General features: G+C 65.9%; 10 protein-coding genes and 1 tRNA gene. 8 read left to right on the top strand and 3 right to left on the bottom strand.

The annotated features are described in order from the left end of the window. The 4 genes from GXH28_RS14295 to GXH28_RS14280 form a co-directional block, all read left to right on the top strand. On the top strand, nucleotides 1–158 hold a 158-nt coding region (locus GXH28_RS14295; RefSeq protein ID WP_169239709.1), incomplete at its 5' end, for a tyrosine-type recombinase/integrase. Between the two features lie 468 nt (nucleotides 159–626). After that, nucleotides 627–4,106, top strand: coding sequence for an ATP-binding protein (locus GXH28_RS14290; RefSeq protein WP_169239708.1), 3,480 nt, complete (start codon nucleotides 627–629; stop codon nucleotides 4,104–4,106). Between the two features lie 373 nt (nucleotides 4,107–4,479). Continuing rightward, complete coding sequence (locus GXH28_RS14285) at nucleotides 4,480–10,320, top strand: alpha-1,6-glucosidase domain-containing protein (protein ID WP_169239707.1); 5,841 nt, start codon at nucleotides 4,480–4,482, stop codon at nucleotides 10,318–10,320. Nucleotides 10,321–10,346: 26 nt separating this feature from the next. Beyond that, nucleotides 10,347–11,597, top strand: a complete 1,251-nt coding sequence (locus tag GXH28_RS14280) for a M24 family metallopeptidase (protein ID WP_169239706.1) — start codon at nucleotides 10,347–10,349, stop codon at nucleotides 11,595–11,597. A 15-nt stretch (nucleotides 11,598–11,612) separates the two neighbouring features. On the opposite strand, the gene GXH28_RS14275 is transcribed toward GXH28_RS14280, so the two are convergent. The 3 genes from GXH28_RS14275 to xpt all read right to left on the bottom strand — a co-directional run bounded on the left by GXH28_RS14275 (nucleotide 11,613) and on the right by xpt (nucleotide 13,962). Next, entirely contained in the window at nucleotides 11,613–12,674 is a 1,062-nt protein-coding gene (locus GXH28_RS14275; RefSeq protein ID WP_169239705.1) for a TolB family protein, read from the bottom strand. Nucleotides 12,675–12,677: 3 nt separating this feature from the next. Continuing rightward, nucleotides 12,678–13,322, bottom strand: a complete 645-nt coding sequence (locus GXH28_RS14270) for a M23 family metallopeptidase (RefSeq protein WP_240550424.1) — start codon at nucleotides 13,320–13,322, stop codon at nucleotides 12,678–12,680. Between the two features lie 70 nt (nucleotides 13,323–13,392). After that, on the bottom strand, nucleotides 13,393–13,962 hold the full coding sequence (gene xpt, locus GXH28_RS14265; RefSeq protein WP_169239703.1) for a xanthine phosphoribosyltransferase: 570 nt from the start codon (nucleotides 13,960–13,962) through the stop codon (nucleotides 13,393–13,395). 239 nt (nucleotides 13,963–14,201) lie between these two features. Here xpt and GXH28_RS14260 point away from each other — a divergent pair, with 239 nt between their 5' ends. The 4 genes from GXH28_RS14260 (at nucleotide 14,202) to GXH28_RS14245 (ending at nucleotide 18,561) form a co-directional block, all read left to right on the top strand. Continuing rightward, nucleotides 14,202–14,858: a GntR family transcriptional regulator gene (locus tag GXH28_RS14260; RefSeq protein ID WP_169239702.1), complete on the top strand. Its 657-nt coding sequence runs from the start codon at nucleotides 14,202–14,204 to the stop codon at nucleotides 14,856–14,858. A gap of 16 nt (nucleotides 14,859–14,874) precedes the next feature. Beyond that, nucleotides 14,875–17,286: a transketolase-like TK C-terminal-containing protein gene (locus GXH28_RS14255; RefSeq protein ID WP_169239701.1), complete on the top strand. Its 2,412-nt coding sequence runs from the start codon at nucleotides 14,875–14,877 to the stop codon at nucleotides 17,284–17,286. Nucleotides 17,287–17,371: 85 nt separating this feature from the next. Beyond that, nucleotides 17,372–18,451: a hypothetical protein gene (locus tag GXH28_RS16755; protein ID WP_169239700.1), complete on the top strand. Its 1,080-nt coding sequence runs from the start codon at nucleotides 17,372–17,374 to the stop codon at nucleotides 18,449–18,451. Nucleotides 18,452–18,488: 37 nt separating this feature from the next. Then, nucleotides 18,489–18,561, top strand: a tRNA-Lys gene (locus GXH28_RS14245). Nucleotides 18,562–18,805 lie beyond the last annotated feature (244 nt).

Genomic DNA, 18,805 nt, shown 5'->3' with positions numbered 1-18,805 from the left:
CCTTCCGCCATTCTTTCGCCACCCACCTCCTCCAGGCCGGCTACGACATCCGCACCGTGCAGGAACTGCTCGGCCACAAAGACGTCAAAACCACCATGATTTACACCCACGTCCTGCAGCGCGGCGGGTTCGCCGTAAAAAGCCCCCTCGACGACTGACTCCCGCTGCCCCAACGGCCTAGCGCGAGATGTGCCTCGCCCATGGCGTCGGGCCGAACAACGACGCGCCGCATCGGTGCGCGCCAAAGCGCCGCGCCCGGAAGCACGGCAAAGCGGCTTCGACATCCCGCCCATTCGGCGCAGCGGCGCTGTGCAACACAAGGCGCGGGGTGATCGGGCATCGCATGCGCGTCTGGATGGCCGGTTGGGCCAACCTTGGAAAAACGAAACTGTCCACTCGGTCGTCAAACGGTCACGTGCGCCTGCCAAAATCGCGCAGGCCGTGTGGAGTCTTTCATCTCCAACGCGCGCCGCTGCGCGCATACCCAAATCGCCGGGGGTTCAACTGAGCAAGCGACAGGCCTTTTCCGACCGTTCTCGATATAATCCCCGTGCGCAACAAGCGCGTGACACACGCGGTCGCATACGCCTCGTCCGTCCAACGCGCCAGAAGCGCAGGACTGCACGATGAGCAGATGGCGAGTTCAATTGTTGGGCGGGTTCGGCCTATGGCGCGATGAGACCGCGCTGGCGCACCGCTTCGAGACCGATAGCGCGCGCGCCCTGTTCGCCTGGCTGTGTTTGAACGCCGGCAAGCCGGCCCGCCGCGATGCGCTGGCTGCCCTGCTCTGGCCCGACACGTCGCAATCCGCCGCCCTGAGCGCCCTACGCACCACCCTCACCCGCATGCGTCGCGCCCTGGCTGACACTGCGCCGGCCTTGCACAGCGACCCCCAAACGGTGACGCTGATCCTGCCGGCAGATTGGGAGGTGGACGCAGCGCTCTTCGACCAGGCCATCGCCCAGACACGGGCGCACACCCACCGGCGAGCGGCGGGCTGCCCGGATTGTCTGGCGCGCTTGCAGCAAGCCGTGGCGCACTACGCGGGCGATCTGCTGGCCGGCCTATCGGTCGAGAGCGGCCTGTTTATGGACTGGCTGGCCGGCCAGCGCGAGCACTTTCACCAAGCTGCGCTCGATGCGCTGGAGACGCTGGCCGAGCGGGCCGCGATGGAAGCAGACTGGCCCACTGCCCTGCGCTACAGCCAGCGGCAACTGAGCCTCGAACCCTGGCGCGAACCTGCGCACCGCCGCACGATGCTGGGGTTGGCGCATCAGGGCCAACGCATGGCTGCGCTGGCGCAATACCGCGCCTGCCGGCGCGTGCTCCAACAAGAATTTGGCGCAGACCCCGACCCAGAGACCCAGCGCCTGGCCGATGCGATTCGCCTCAGCCGGTGGTCTCCGGCCGCCCGCGCGCCTGCGCCAGGGCAGAGCCGCGCCGAGGCGCTCGACCAGTTGCCGTTCATCGGCCGCGGCCGTGACCTGCGCACGCTGATGGACTTGCTGAACCAACCTGCAACGCGCCTGCTCAGCGTGATCGGGGAAGGCGGCATCGGCAAAACGCGCCTGGTCATCCGTGCAGCGCAACACATGCGCTTCGCTTTCGACGACGGCGCACGTTTCATCTTCCTGCATCCCGAAGATAAACCGGCCCACGCGCCGGACCCCGCACAGGCCACATCGCACCTGGCATGGCACATCGCAGAGGCCTGCCAGATCGGCGCCCAAGGCCATCGCTCGCCCGAAGCGCAGGTCCTGGCTGCGCTGAAGGCGCGCCGCCATCTGCTGGTGTTCGACAGCTTCGAGCACGTGCTGGAAGCGGCAGGATTCCTCGGCGAGCTGCTGGAGGCAGCGCCCGGCTGCGCCGCGCTGGTCGCGTCGCGCCAGCGCCTGAATTTGCGCCGCGAGCAGGTGGTGCGACTGGAGGGGGTGTCGCTCAATATCGAAGGCGCAACCGGCAGCGCCGGCGCGCAGCTCTTCCTTGCCCTGGCCGAGCGCAACGGCGTTGTGCTGAACGCGCCAGAGGCCCGTCCGCAGATCGAGGCGATTTGCGCTGCGCTGCACGGCATGCCGTTGGGCATCGAGCTGGCCGCCGCTTGCCTGAGCGGGATGGGGCTATCGGCGTTGCAACAGGCCGTGCAACAGTCCCCCGGCGTCCTCAGCATCCCAATCGCCGATCTGCCCGCGCGTCATCGCAGCTTGCAGGCAGTGTTCGAGTCGGCGTGGCAGACGCTGGGCGAAGCCGGTCAACAGGCGCTGGCCGCGCTCAGCGTGCTGCGCGCGCCTTGTCCGCCCCAGGCCGCCGTGCATCTGGCCGGCAGCGCCGCCACCCTCAGCGCGCTTGTCGAGCAGTCGCTCGCACACCATCTAGCCGACGGCAGCCTGTGGATGCACGAATCCACGCGCCGCTTTGCCGCAGAAAAACTGGGCGCCGGCCCCGATGGCGCAATGCGCGCACAGGCCGCGCAGCGCCGACACGCCGAGTGGTTTCTGCGCTGGTTGGCCGAGTCGCACAGCGCGCTGCGCAGCGCCGCCAGCGCGGACACCCGCGAACAACTCATCGCCAGCTTCGACGATTTGGACGCCGCCTGGCGCTGGGCGCTGGCGCAAGGAGAATGGGAGTGGGTATCGGCTGCCGCCTTCAGTTACGAGACCTTGCATCGCCTGGCCGGCCGGCTGGCCGACGGCGCAGACCGCTTGAGCCATGCCCTGCAGATCGCTCCGCCGGCGCACGATGAGGCCGCCTGCCGGCTGCGCGCGCGGCTGCTCATCGCCCGCGACACCCTGCAAAGCCTGCGCGACAATCAAGCCAACATGGAGCCCGAGCTGCGCGAGGCCGCCGCGCTAGCCGAGCGCATCGGCGATCGGGCGCTGATCATCCTGGCGTGGAGCCGGCTCGCCAGAGAACTGCGCGACCACGGCAAAGACGGCGCGCGCCAGGCGCTCGATCACGCGCAGGCCGCGCTGCAAGCAATTGAGGAGCAGCCGGCCGATCCAGACGCCCTCAGCGCGCAGGCCGAATACTGGCGGCAATCCGGCGCGCTCGACTTCCGCGAAGGCCGCTGGCAGCCGGCCGAACGCCATTTTCGCACCGCCCTGGCCTTGGCCCGGCGCGCGCAAGATCACCTGCTGATCCCCAAAATGATGGAGCACCTCAGCACCGTGCTTGTCGCGCGCGGCGCGAGCGCCGAAGCCGACGCGCTGCTCAATGAAGCGCTGGAACGCTACCAGCAGTTGCGGCTCACTTATCAGCAGACCAATGTGCTGGACCTGCTGGGGCAGCGCGCCGACGCACAGGGCCATTACGCACAGGCCCGGCAACACTATTTGAAAGCGATTGAACTGGCCCAGGCCAGCGGCAATCGCGACGCCGAAATGGTGACGCGCATCAACTTGGGCATCTCGTGCGATCAGATGGGCGACTACGCCCAGGCGCTGGCGCACACCGAGGCGGCGCTGGCGCTGTGCCGCGAGTTGGGCGGAACCGATCACCTCACCGTCGTGCTGGCCAACCTCAGCCTACACGCCCATCACAACGGCGCGCACGACACCGCGCTGCACTACGCGCGCGAAGCCACGACGTTGGCAAAGCACTTTGGCATCCCTGAGCTGGAAGCGTACGGCTGGGAATTCCAGGGCCATGCACTGCTGGCCGTCGGTCAGGTGGATGCAGCCGAAGCCGCATACCGGCGCGCGTTGGAGATGCGCCAAGCGCTGGAACAGGCGATGCTGGCGTTAGAGACGCGCGCCGGCCTGGCCCGCGTTGCGCTGGCGCGCGGCGACACCCTCGACGCTTCAGCCTGGGTGGAGCCGATCGCCGCGCATCTCTTGAACGGCCATACGCTCGACGGCGCCGAAGAGACGTTGCGCGTGTACTGGACGACATACCAGGTGTTGGCCCACAACGACGACCGACGCGCAGAAGCGATCCTGCGCCTGGCCGCGCACCTGATTGAACAGCGCGCCGCCCGTCTGAGCGATGCACACAGCCGGACAGTCTATCTGAAAGTGGACGTGCACCGGTGTATTCTCGAAGCCTGGCGCGCAAACAGCGTTTCCCACGCCGCTGCAACGCAAAACCTTCAGACAGGGTTGCCGCAATAGCACGCTACTCACCCTGGTTATGCAACCTGGGGCCAGGCGGCTGAGGTGGTTCATCGCGCCGCTCCATCAACCTGTCTTGAGCGCGTTGCGATGGGGCGGGCTGATGACATGACGGGCCTGATGGCTTACACGGCGTCGTTGGCACAATAGCGTGAGCGTTCCAGACACATCCCCAATCGTGTGCTGCAACCGGTCGAGCCACATCCTCAAAGCGGTTGTCGAGAGAACAAGTCACTTGCGGGGTGACGCCTTGCCCGTTATAGTCTGCGCCACTGATGCCCTCTGTCTCAGTCGCCGGCATCGCAGATGTCCTGCACGAACGCGCCGATGAGCCGATGCAGTTCGCCATTGTGTCGTCTGGGGTGAAATCGAGATGTTGTTTGACAAGTTGCCCACGGGTTTTCGCCAGGCATTGCGCAGCGCGCTCGTAGGGGTTGTCCTAACCGTTAGCCTGTCCGGCCCATCCCCCCTGACGAGTGCACCCGGCTGGTCCGGCGTCGGCCATTTCGTCACCGAGTCCATCGGCTACACCGATGGCAACCATCCCCGCGCTTACACCGCGCCGCCGAACTTTCGCCAAGCCGCCACCAGCCTGAGCGCGGCGCAATCCACCATCACCGCAAATGACGCGGCGGATATCTACATCAACTTCAACTACGACACGACCGGCAAGACGATCTACATCGTGTACACCACCGACGGCAGCGCGCCGAACAAAACCAACGGCAGCGTGGTCACGGCCAGCTTCTCCAAGTATCACGATCCCAACCGCACCTGGGTGGGCACCATCCCGGCGCAGGTCACCGGCACGGTGGTGAACTACGTGATCTACGCCAGCGATGGCACGCTGGCCGCTGCCTGGGGGCGCATCTCCGGTACACCATCCGACCGCAACATCAGCCAATACCAGACAGCCTGGAACGAGGCCGACAACGCCTACTTCAGCTACACCGTGCAGCCGGCCGGCGGCGGGGGTGGGTTCTCCTGGTCGGGCAAGCGCGCCATCTGGCTGGAGCCGGGCGTCATCGCCTGGAACGGCGCGGCCGGCGCGAGTTACCGCCTGTATTACGAGCCGAATGCCGGCCTGACAAGCAGCTCGCCCTATCTCACGCTGACCCTGTCGGGCACGATCACCGGCGCGCACTATCCGAAGAATCCCAACACGCATGGCCTGGCCCGGCTCACGCTGAGCGCCGGTGATCTGGTCAGCGTGCCGACCTTGCTCAAAGGCCAGGTGGTTGTCGCTGCACTGAACAGCAGCAATCAGGTCATTGACGCCACGCAGCCACAAATCCAGGGCGTGCTCGATGCGCTCTACGCCTCGGCTGCCGGGACTCAAACGTTGGGGGTGAGCTATAGCGGCGGCGCGCCCACGCTACGCGTGTGGGCGCCGACCGCGCAGCACGTCGCCTTGCGACGCTACGCCGATGCTGTCACCACCACCTACACCGTCCACAGCCTGACGCTCGATACATCCAGCGGCGTGTGGAGCATCACCGGCGACGCAAGCTGGGATCGTCAGTTCTACCTGTTCGAGGTCACGGTGTACGTGCCGGAGCTGAACGCCATCACCACCACGCTGGCCAGCGACCCCTACGCCGTTTCGCTCTCGGCGGACACCGCTGCGCCGGATGACCCGCGCGCGCAGTTCGTCAACCTGGACGACGCCGATCTGAAGCCGGCCGGCTGGGATGCCCATACTCGCCCCGCGCTCCCCGCGCCGGAGGATGTCAGCATTTACGAGCTGCACGTGCGCGACTTCAGCATCAGCGACACCACCGTGCTTACCCCCGACCATCGCGGCACGTACTTGGCCTTCACCTATGATGGCACGCTGCGCCCGCTCTCCAACGGGATGAACCATCTGAAGCAGTTGCGCCAGGCCGGCCTGACCCATGTGCAGCTCTTGCCAGCGTTCGATTTCGCCAGCGTGCCTGAAGATAACGTGCCGCGCGCGCCCACGCCCAACCCCACCGGCTATCCGCCCGATAGCACCCAGCCCCAGCTCATCATCAGCGCCACGCGCCACACCGACGGCTTCAACTGGGGCTATGACCCGCTGCACTTCGGCGCGCCGGACGGCAGCTATGCCACCGACCCGTATGGCGTCGCCCGCGTGCGCGAGTTCCGCGAGATGGTGAAGGCGTTGCACGAGAACGGCCTGCGCGTCACCATGGATGTAGTGTACAACCACACTGCCGCCTTTGGCCTACAAGACAAGAGCGTGTTGGATCGCATCACGCCGGGCTATTACCACCGCATGAATCTCAACGGCGCGGTGCAGACCTCCTCTTGCTGCGCCGACACCGCCAGCGAATACGCCATGATGGAGAAGCTGATGCGCGACACGCTGCGGCGCTGGGTGCAGGAATACAAGGTGGACGGCTTCCGCTTCGACTTGATGAACCTGCACACCGTCTCGAACATGCTGGCCATCAAGAACGACTTGCTCGGCATCGAGCCGACGCTCTATCTCTACGGCGAGGGATGGGACTTCGGCAGCGCCAAGGACAAAGGGCTGAACCACGCCAAGATGGGCGCCATGGCCGGCACGGGCATCGGCGTCTTCAACGACCGGCTGCGCGATGCCGCTCACGGCGGCTACAACACCGACCCGCTGCAAGTGCGCCGGCAAGGTTTCGTCAACGGCCTAAGCTATGACTGGAACGGCTATTGCTACGCCAACCGCGCGCAGAGCGACCTGTGGTACGAGACCGGCCGCATCCGCACCGGCCTGCGCGGCAGCCTGGGCGATTTCGCCGCCGATCCACAGGAGGCCGTGAACTACGTGGAGAAGCACGACAACGAGACGCTGTTCGACCTGAACGTCTTCCGCCTGCCTAACGGCGTTGGCGACCCCGGCGCGTGCGGCGGGGGCAGCTACACCGTGCCCACCACGTCCCTGGCCGACCGCGTGCGCGCGCAGAACGTCGCGGCCGGCCTGGCGGCGCTGGCGCAGGGCGTGCCCTTCTTCCACATGGGCCAGGACATCCTGCGCAGCAAGTCGCTGGACCGCAACAGCTACGACAGCGGCGACTGGTTCAACCGCGTGGACTGGACCTACACCGACAACAACTTCGCCAAAGGGCTGCCGCCGGCCTGGGACAACCAGACGCGCTGGAGCGTGATGCAGCCGCTGCTGAACAATGCCTCGCTCAAGCCCGGCTCCGCCGAAATGCAACGCGCCGCCGCGCACCTGCGCGAGATGCTGCGCGTGCGCTACAGCAGCCCGCTCTTCCGCTTGCAAACAGCCGGCGAGCTGACCGCCCGCGTGCAGTTCACCAACACCGAGAACAGCCGCGATGGCCTGATCGTGATGGCCCTGAGCGATGTCCCTACGCCCGACCTGGATGCCAACTGGGAGTACATCGTCGTCCTGTTCAACGCGCACAAGATCACGCAGACCTACGCGCTGCCGTGGCTGATCGGCAACACCGGCGTGCAACTGCACCCCACCCTGACCGACAACACAGACGATGACCCGCTGATCGGACTGGCGCAGTTCGACAGCGCCACCGGCGTGTTCACCGTGCCGGCCCGCACCACGGCGGTGTTTGTCACGCCGCAGGCGCCCAGCGGTGGGCCACCCCCGTCGCCCAGCACGATTGACTGGGTGGGCAAGCTGTGGCCGCGCGGCGGCGTCGCCAACATCGTCAACCAGGGCAGCTTTGCGCCGGCCGGCTTCGACGTGTACGTGCAGGTCTATGAACCCGGCGTCACCGACTCGCCCGGGCAGGGACCGGGCATCAGTTGCTCTCTGCACTGGGGGCGCTACGGCGACCCCTGGCAGGACGCGCCGATGAGCTACAACCCCACGCCGGGCCTGGATGTGCCGACCACCCACGACGAATACAAAGTCACCCTCCCCAAGGCCACGCTGGAGGCGCTGCCGCCCGGCACGTATGGTTTCACGGCGTATTGCCAGAAAGTCGGCGAGGACAAGAAGTGGAAAGAAGACACCTACAACATCAACGGCAACCCTGCCGATGACGACCAGGGCGATGGGTTGATCACCGTCGTGCCGGCGGGCGACCCCAAGCCGGCCCCGCCCGGCGGCGTGTTCGTGCACCTGTTCGAGTGGCGCTGGGCGGACATCGAGAAGGAATGCTACTTCCTGGCCCAGAAGGGCTACAAGGGCGTGCAAGTCTCGCCGCCGCAGGAGCACGTGGCGCCCACGGCCAACATGTTCGGCAATCCGGCCAACGCCTACCCGTGGTGGGTGCGTTACCAGCCGGTGAGCTACACCTTGCAAAGCAGCCGCAGCGGCACGCTGGCCGAATTTCAAGGCATGGTGAGCACCTGCAACAGCCTGGGCGTGGATGTCATCGTGGATGCGGTGATCAATCACATGACCGGCCTGCACCCCGACACCATTACCAACACCGGCACGGCCGGCACGAGCTACTCCCACTACACCTATCCCGGCCTGTTCGGCCCGTCGGATTTCAACTACTGCGGCACCAATCCGAGCGCCACCAACGGCGATGCACACGACATTGTGGATTACACCGACCGCCGGCAAGTGCAGACCTGCGAGCTGGTGAACCTGGCCGACTTGAAAACCGGCGATGCCGGTGTGCGGTCGCGCATCACGAACTATCTACAGGCGCTGGTGAACATGGGCGTCAAAGGGTTCCGCGTGGACGCAGCCAAGCACATGCCGGCGCACGAGGTGGGCGCCATCTTGGCCGGCGTCACCGGCGCCTTCTACGTCTTCAACGAAGTCATTGACGTGAACCCCAGCGAGCGCGTGCGCAGCCTGGAATACTCGCCCTACGGCGACGTGACCGAGTTTTACTATTCCCTCCGCATCGGCGAAGCCTTCAACAACTGCTCCGGCAGCGCGCTGAGCCAGTTGCAAAGCATCCCGCTCGGCCACTGGCTGCCTAGCCGTTTTGCCGTGGTGTTCACCGACAACCACGACAATCAGCGCGGCCACGGTGCCGGCGGCGGGTGCATCGTGGATCATCGCGACGGCGCGGCGCATGTGCTGGCCAACGTCTTCGCCCTGGCGCATCCCTACGGCAACTATGTCTCGGTGATGTCCAGCTACTACTGGAGCAACGACCCGAACAGCAGCGCCGGCGACAGCAAGGGGCCGCCCAGCGCCGATCCACCCTACACCGCCGGCAGCGGCCCGAACACGCGCCCGGTGTATAGCGTCACACAGACCATCGGCGACTGGCCGGCCAACTGCTCGGCCACGTATGAGGACGGCAAATGGGTGTGCGAACATCGCCGGCCCTCAACTGCCGGCATGGTGGGCTTCCGCGCAACCACGCAGGGCGAACCGGTGAGCGGCTGGGTTAACATCTCGCCCAACCACATTGCGTTTGGGCGAGGGGGCAAAGGCTACGTGGCGATCAACCGCACCAACACGGCCAACACGCGCACCTACACCACCTCGTTGCCGGCCGGCTACTACTGCGACGTGACCCGCTACGCCTTCGTCAACGGCTGGTGCGTGGACTACTACACCGGCGCGCCGTTGCCGCTCAACCAGTGGATTGTGGTGCAGGCAGACGGCAGCATCCAAAACCAAACGCTCAACGCCATGGATGCCTTTGCCATTCATATCGCTGCCAGCCGGCACGAAGTGCTCTTGAACGCTGCGCCGGCCGCGGGCGGCAGCGTGAGTGGCGGCGGCACCTACACCTATGGGCAGATGGCAGCGATCACGGCGACGCCCAACGCCGGCTACGTCTTCCTGCACTGGCAGGATGCGCTGAGCAATGTGGTGAGCACCAGCCCAACGTATAGCTTCGTCGTCACCGGTGATCGTGCGTTGACCGCTGTGTTCAGCCCTACGCTTGCCCAGCTTGCGCTGAGCAAGACGCAGACCTACACATTGGGCGCCGGCGGCGCAGTGCGACAAGGCGGATGGGTGACTTACACCCTGGTGGTGACCAATCACGGGCCGGCCGCAGCCACCAGCGTGGTGTTGACCGACGCTTTGCCGGCGGCGCTGAGCTTCGTCTCGGCCTCGGCGGGGTGCGCGCACAGTGGCGGCGTGGTGACGTGCGCCGTGGGCAGCCTGTCGGTAGGCCACAACACAGTCGTGACGATCACCGCTCAGGCCGGCGGCGCGTCGTCGGGCAACGCCCTCCTCAACGTGGCGCAAGCGGGCGCGACTGAGTTGCCCGTGGCCGTGGACAGCAACCCCGTTGTGGCGCAGATCGAGCATCGCCTCCATTTGCCGATTGCGCGGCGGTGAGCATCGGTCAGTATACTGTCCGTGCCATGAAATCCGACCTGCCCCGCCTGATGCAAGCGCGCAATCTCGATGCGCTCGTCATCATCGGGCCCGACGGCTTCGGCCGGGCCAACGCGCCGTTCACCTACTTTGTCGGCGACGCGCACGTGACCACCGGCGCAGTCATCGTGAAGCGACGCGGCGCGGATGCGACGGAAACCTACCTGGCGCACCACCCCATGGAGCGCGAAGAGGCCGCGCGGACCGGCCTGCAACTCATCAACCGAGCCGACTACCCACTGCCGCAGATCATCCGACAGAAGAACGGCAACCGCCTCGCCGCCGAGGTCGAACTGTGGCGGCGCATATTCGCCGACCTCGGCGTCGGCGGGCGCGTGGCGTTTTACGGTGCCGATCACATCAACACCTCGTTCAACTTCCTCAGCGCGCTCATCCGCGAAGGCGTGTGCGAGGTGGTGACCGAACAGGAAGACGATCTGATCAGCACAGCGCGCCTGACGAAGGACGCCGACGAGGTCGCGCGCATCCGCCACACCTGCCGGCTGACCGAAGCAGTCATCGGTGCGACGCGCGACTTTCTGCGCAGCCACCGCGTCGCCGACGAGACGCTCATCAAAGCCGACGGCAGCCCGCTGACCGTCGCGGACGTCAAACGCTTCATCCGGCGCGAGGCAGTAGGGCTGGGCCTGGACATCCAAGACTGCATCTTCGCCATCGGGCGCGACGCCGGCATTCCCCACAGCGCCGGCACGCCGGGCGATCCGATCCGGCTTGGCCGCACCATCGTGTTCGACATCTTCCCGCGCGGCCCCGGCGGCTACTACAGCGATATCACCCGCACCTGGTGCCTGGGCGACGCGCCCGACCATATCCGGCAAGCCTACGAGCTGGTGATGCAGGCCCACGACATGGCCGAAGCCGCTTTCAACACAACCGACCTGACCTACACCTTCAACGAAGCAGTATGCGACCTATTTGAGGCGCATGGACACCCCACCCTGCGCCAAAACTTCGCGACGACCTGCGGCTACATGCACAGCCTCGGCCACGGCTTCGGCCTCGCAGTCCACGAGCCGCCGCACATGAGCCTCAAAGGGCTGTGGCCGGACGAGACCTTCCAACCGGGCACGATTGTGTGCAACGAGCCGGGCCTGTATTACCCGGACGACCCGCGCGGCGGCTGGGGCGTGCGCGTCGAAGACGATTACTGGTGCAACCCCGAGGGCCGCTTCGAGCGCCTCACCGAGTTCGACCGCGACCTGGTCGTGCCGATGTAGCGGGTATGCGCCCTGCTACGGCAGCGTCACCAGCCAGAGGTTGCGGTCGCGCGCAGAGAGGAAGACGAGCTTCGAGCCGTCGCGCGCCACGTCCCAGTCGCCATTAGCGATCTTGAACGGCGAGCCGGCGTCGGCGGCGATTAAGCGCTCCGTCCGTCCGGTGGCCACATCAAGCTGCCACAGTTCGTCGCCGGGCGCGCCGGGCCGCAGTGGGATGTAGAGCAGACGGCGGGCGTCGCGCCAGCGGAACGCGCCAAAGAAATTCAAGCGCTGCGGGACGGGTGAAGGATGCGTCAGGTCGAGCAGATACATGCCGTTCTGCGACGCATCGCGCGCCTGGGCGACGAAGTAAGCCAGCATGCGCCCATCCGGCGAAATGGACGCGCCTCGCAACCGCTCCACAGCGACCAGATCGCGCAGCGCGCCCGTGTCCACATTCAGCACGCTCAACGTCGGGCCGGGGTCGTTGTGATTCGCCCGCCCACCGATGAGCAGATGCTTCGAGTCCGGCAGCCAGCCCAACGGCCCGCCGCCGAAGCGCGTCGCGACCCGTCGCGCATTGCGGCCGTCCACGTCGGCAACGTAAATCTGCGCACGGCGCACGTCGAATCCGCCGACTTCTTGCAGCACCGTCCACACGATGCGCTTGGAATCGAGGGAGAAGATCACCGGGCGACCGCCGTTGTTGACCGTCCAGCGCTTGCCATCGCGCAACCGCTCGATAACCGTTTGGCCATTCTGCAGGTCGAGCGCCAGCGACAGGTCGCGGCTGAACGGGCCGAGACGCTCAGTAAACAAGGTGGGCGGCGACAGCGGCGCATCTACCGCGACCGACCAGATGCCGACCGGCGCCGTCGCCGTTGGCTTATCGAGAAAGAGCACATGGTGACCGTCCGCCGAGAAGAACGGCTGCGTGCAGCAACCGTCGTCGGTGAGTTGCGTGAAGGCCGGCGACGGCCGAGGCGCAGAGGCGGACCCCGCCGGCCTCGTTTGCGCGGCTGCGTTCGACACAACCAGCGCTGCGCTCGCAAAACCCATCAGCGCGCAAGCCGCCAGGAAAGCGTAAGGCTGACTCACGGCTCAGTTCCAATCCCTTGGCCAGGTGTTCCTGAATTCGTTGATCAGCGGCCGGCCGAAGCGAATATCCGGCTGGTCGTACACGCTCTGCCACTTGCGCGGGTCGTCCAGGTCGCGTTGAAACCCGCGCCCGAACGCGCCGACCAGCATCAGCGCGTCCCAGTCAGCGTCAATCAGCCGATGCGCGTTGAAGGCGCGGCCCAACGTGCGATCGCGAATTTCCAAATGCAGATGTGGGCGCGAGTTGCAAGTGAGGTCCGGGTCGCCGGTCAAGCCGATCACTTGGCCGCGTCGCACCCGTTGGCCGACGCGCAGCGGCGGGCGCTCCAGCAAATGACCATACAGCGACACGTAACCGTTGGGATGGGCGATGAGCAGGTTGTGCGGCGCCGAGCCGTGCTCCGGCGCATCCACCTTGAGCACCACCCCATCGCCGATGGCGACGATCGGCGTGCCGCAACGCGCCGAGAAGTCAATGCCGAAGTGGATGCCCTGGCCAGCGCGATACCATTCCCGCCGCCGCGCGAACGCGCCGGTGGTGTTGCCATACACCTGGCCAAGCAACCAAGTGTCTGGGCCGGGCGGCTCGGCAAAGGGCAGCCCAAAGACCGCCCTGGCCTCACCCTGCGCCATGGTGGGACTTGCCATTAGGACAACAGTCACCGCCGCGCAGGCAAGCACGCGCGCGCGGCACTGTGTCGCTCTCACGCACAACATCTTAACCAAAGACGATCCGCCCCGCGCTCATATCCACGACGCGCGCAAGCGACTCAATCGGCACGCCCAGCACGTCCAGCGCGGCGCGCCCACCCTCAAAGGTCTTCTCAATCAACGCGCCGATGCCGACGATCTCTGCGCCGGCCGCCTTGGCGATGCGCGCCAGCGCCAGGATGGTCTGGCCGGTGGCGAGGAAGTCATCAATGATCAACACACGCTCGCCGGCCCGCAGATATTCCGGCGAGGCCATGATCTCCACATCGCGCTTCTTGGTGTGCGAGGGCGCAGTGGTGAGAAAGACCGTATCCGGCATGGTGATCGGCTTGGTCTTGCGCGCGTAGACAACGGGGATGCCCAGCGCGTAGCCGGTGGCCAGCGCCGGCGCAATGCCGCTGATCTCACAGGTCAGCACTTTCGTTGCATCCAGGTGTTTGAACAGCCGGGCGAACTCTTTGCCGCATTCCATCATCAGCACGGGGTCCACTTGGTGATTGACGAACGAATCCACCTTGAGGATGCCCTGCCCCATGTTCTGGCCCTCGGCCAGGATACGTTGTTCAAGCGCTTTCATGACGAACCGAGATTATAGAATCCTGCACGCGCCCAGGGTAAACCACGGCACTGCCTTCGTCTTCCGCAACACCCCCGGCAGGCGCGGCCTGCCTTCCAACCGCATGAAACAGCCAAACATAGGATGGGGCTTCCGGCCTGTCCTAGACAGCCTGAAAGGCTGTCCCACAAAAGGCAAGCCTGCTGTTTCTTAGCAGGCGACTTGTCGTACAACCGTATACGCGTACAATCGCATACACTTTGACCGATTTCACCCGCCCTCGGCTCACCGGCACCGCCACCTCGGAGTGGATCGCCGCTGCATTGCGACAAGCGATCTTGCAGGGCGAATACAAAGGCGGCCAGCCACTGCCGCAGGACGAAGTCGCCGCGCGCTTCGGCGTGAGCAAGATCCCAGCGCGCGAGGCGCTGTTGCAGCTCAAAGCCGAAGGGCTGGTCACGTTCTACCCCAATCGCGGCGCCGTCGTCTCTGAACTCTCCGCCGACGAGGTGGACGAAATCTACGCCATGCGGATCGCACTGGAGACGCTGGCGCTGCGCCGCGCCATCCCCAACATGACTCGCGCCGACTTCGTCCGGCTGGATGGGTTGATCACCATCATGGACGACGAGCGCGACGCGCTGAAATGGAGCGCCTTGAATTGGGAGTTCCACGCCGCGCTGTATCGCCCGTGCAACATGCCGCGCCTGCTCGACGCGATCCGCGCCCTGCACACCAACGTCCAACGCTACGTGGTGATCTACCTGACCAGCGTGGATTACCACGCCGAGGCGCAGCGCCAGCACCGCGTGATCCTGCGCGCCTGCCGGCGCGGCAACGCCGACCTCGCTGCCGACCAATTGGCGAAACACCTGGGCCAGGCAGCCAGGAAGATGACCGTTCTGCTGAAGAAGTGAGCGACCGAGGAGTGCCATGACGATTGCACGAGAGATCCCGACGACCGACGCCACCGACCCTATTGACACTGCTGACACCATCGCCACCACCGTCAGCATCCCCATCCTTCAAAACATCGAGCGCCGGCTACTTTGGCTGAGCACACTGATGATTCACCACGCCAACAACGTGCGGCCCAACCCGGACAAGACTAAAGTCGGCGGCCACCAGGCCAGCGCCGCGTCGTCGGTCAGCATCCTCACCGCCCTCTACTTTCACTTCCTCAAACCCACCGATCGCGTGCTGGTCAAGCCCCATGCCGCGCCGGCCTTCCACGCCGCCATGTATCTGATGGGCGTCCTGCCGCGCTCGTATCTCACCCGGCTACGCGAATTCGGCGGCATCCAGTCCTACCCCAGCCGCACCAAGGATGTCTCACCGGTGGATTTCAGCGGCGGCTCGATGGGCTTGGGGCCGGTTGCCCCCACCTTCGCCGCGCTGGTGCAGCAATACGCCGAGGCGCACTTCGGCCACACCACGGCCAATCGCTTCATCGCCATCAGCGGCGACGCCGAGCTGGACGAAGGCAACATCTGGGAAGCGCTCATCGAGGAGGAACTGCAGCGCTTGCCGAACACAATCTGGATCGTTGACCTGAACCGGCAGAGCCTCGACCGCATCACGCCGGGCGTGCGCGCGGCCAAGCTCAAAAAGCTGTTCGCCGATTGCGAATGGCGCGTGCTCGAAGCGAAATACGGCCACGACCTGCAAGCCGTCTTCGCCTGCCCCGGCGGCGAGGCGTTGCGTCAGTGCATTGACGACATGAGCAACGAGGAATACCAGCATCTCATCCGCAGCGACGGCGCCACCGTCCGCGAAGCGCTCGCCCGACGACCCTACGGCCAGGACATCCTGCGCTGCCTGCGCGACGTGAGCGATGCGCAGTTGCCGGCGTTGCTCGGCAACCTCGGCGGCCACGACCTGCGATTGCTCATAGATCAGCTCCGCGAAGCCGAACGGACAACCGACCGCCCCAGCGTGATATTTGCTTACACCATCAAAGGCTACGGCCTGCCGATTTACGGCGATCCGGCTAACCACGCGGCGCTGCTCAGCGCCGAGCGCATCAACGAGCTTCGCGCTTCCCTCGGACTGACCGAAGCCACGCAATGGGACGGCTTCGACCCCGACTCACCGGAAGGACGCCTGTGCGCGGAGCGCGGCCAATTCCTGCGCCTCAAAGAGCGCGCCCGCGACATCCCACCGACGCCTGTGCGTGCGGCGGACGTGCCGGATGAACTGAACGCCACCGCGATGCCCATCGTCTCGACGCAAGAGGCATTCGGGCGCGCCATGATGCGCCTGGCCGATGTGCCCAAGGTCGGCGCGCGCATCGTCACCTCGTCGGCGGACGTCTCGGTCAGCACAAACCTGGGTGGATGGATCAACAAAGTCGGCACGTTCACCCTGCGCGAGGCCACCGACTACGAAGCCGGCCGCGCGCGCATCCTGAACTGGCAGCTTGGCAGGGCTGGACAGCACATCGAGATGGGCATCGCCGAGATGAACCTGTTCTCGCTGATCGGCCAGATGGGCATGGCGCACGAACTCATGGGCCAGTTGCTCTTCCCCATCGGCACGGTCTATGACCCATTCGTCTGCCGCGGGCTGGACGCCATCATCTACGGCTTGTACTCAGGGGCAAAGTTCATCTTCGTCGCCACGCCCAGCGGCGTGACGCTGGCCCCAGAAGGAGGCGCGCACCAATCGTCGGTCACCCCCTCGCTCGGCATCGAGCTGCCCGAGCTGGACTACTACGAGCCGACCTTCGCCATCGAGGTCGAATGGGCGCTGTGCGAGGCGCTCAAGCAGTGCTGCGACCGGCAACAGGGCCGTTCGTCATACCTGCGGCTCTCCACCAAGCCGATCGAACAAGCGTTGCTCGAGCCGGTGATGGCGCGACTAGGCAAGGACGAACTCCGGCGGCAATTCTTGGCCGGCGGCTACGTCGTCCACCGCTCCCCCGCTCCCCATGACCCGCAGTCGGCGCTGCACATCGTCACCACCGGCGTGATGCTGCCCGAGGCGCTCGAAGCCGCGCATTACCTCGAGAGCGAAGGCGCGTCGGTCAACCTGATCAACCTCACCAGCCCGCGCCGCGCCTACGACGACTGGCACGCAGCGCAACAGCGCGGCGATGATGCGCATCATCTCGCGATGCTCATCCCCGCCGACGCCCGACGCGCGCCCATCCTCACCGTCCACGACGCCGCGCCGCATGCCCTGGCCTGGGTCGGCAGCGTCTTCGGCCAAAAGACCCGCGCGCTCGGCGTGAACAAGTTCGGCCAATCCGGCTACCGCGCCGATCTATACCGCTACTTCCACATTGACGCAGAGAGCATCATCCGGCATGGCTTCGCGCTGGTGGATGAATCGCTGCGCAGCTAGACGCAGACGCGTGGGACAACGCCCGCGACCGATCCCAACATCGGCGCCAGTTGGGGCGCGCCGGCGATGGTAGAGTTAGCGCCGCATGGCGAAGCCCATCGTCCTCGGCGCGTCGCTCGGCGCCATCCTTGGGTTCGTTGCATGCGCGCCGCTCAGCATCCGCGCCCCGTTCACATCAGAGCTCAGCCCACCGCGCAACGAACCTCTCCCGGCAACATACTACCCAACGGCGACGCCACTCCCCACCTGGACGCCGTTGCCGCGACCCACCCTGCCTTTGCCGACCATTGCGACGCCGAGCGCGACGCCGGCGCCATCGGCGACCGCAACACCCGAACCGGCGGTTGTGCCCCCGCCCACGCAGACGCCGCCGCCCACGCCGACGCCCATCCCCACCTTTGCCCCTACGCCCACGCCGACGGAGGCCGCGCCGCCCGCGTTCGCCGGCGCCGCCAACGCGCAAGATCTCTCAACGAGCAGCGCTGCCTGCCCGGCCGTCGCCTCCGGCTACGACCTCGTGCCGTTCGAAGGGCCGCCCTACAAGAACAACGCGCTGACCGACCACAACGCCGATCTGCGGCTCTCGGTGCTCGGGATTGCGCCGACGGATACACCGCCGACGCTGGTGGATTACGACGGCCCCACCGACCCCGACGCGCCGAAGCTGCACGGCCTGTTCCCGGCCAATCGCACGCCGACCCTCCTGCGCGCATACTTGCGCTTCGACTGGATATGGGACGAAGGCCAAGGCGAACCCTATGGCCGGCGCGGCGGGTTGAACTTGGACTGGCCGGCTGCTGCGCTCGAGCTAGCAGCCACGCCGGGCGAAACGATCTATCCGCCGTCGCGCGGCCCGGTCATCTATGGCAGCGGCGCGATTGCGCTCGTGCTCTTCGCCGACGAACGCGAACTCACGCTGGGCTTCTCAAGACACGACGACGTGAGCGCCGGCTACGTCGTCCACCTGCTGAACCTGTGCGTGGACCCGAACCTGGTCGCGCTCTACCGCGCGCAACTAAACAACGGGCGGCGCGCCACCGGCCACCTCCCCGCCGTGCGCAATGCCCAGCCGCTCGGCACGGCCATCGGCTCGCTCATCGTCGCCGTGCGCGACCGCGGCGCCTTCCTCGATCCCCGTTCGCGCAAGGACTGGTGGTCGCGTTGAGCGCAATTCTGGTATAATGTGTGCCGAAGGAGATCGTGGGCCGCTAGCTCAATTGGTAGAGCAGTTGACTCTTAATCAATTGGTTGGGGGTTCGAGTCCCTCGCGGCTCACTGAGCGGACGGACGTTCGGTTCGTCCGCTTGTTTTTTGTCGGCCTTCATCCCTCTCTCAGCTTATTTGCCTATAGTCGCGCGCGAATTGAAATGTAGCGCAGCCGCGCCGCGCTTAAGAACCTATCTCTAAACTTACGGAACGAGCCATAATAGGGATATGGATAATACCAGTGGGACGCGATACGCCGACGTTGCAAGTTGGGAGCTGTCTGATAGTCTGTGGGCGCGCATTGAACCGTTGT

The sequence above is a fragment of the Candidatus Roseilinea sp. NK_OTU-006 genome, assembly GCF_012931985.1.
GTDB lineage: Bacteria > Chloroflexota > Anaerolineae > J036 > Brachytrichaceae > JAAFGM01.
The sequence above is the reverse complement of the archived record's forward strand: the minus strand, read 5'-3'. Positions and strand labels throughout refer to the sequence as shown.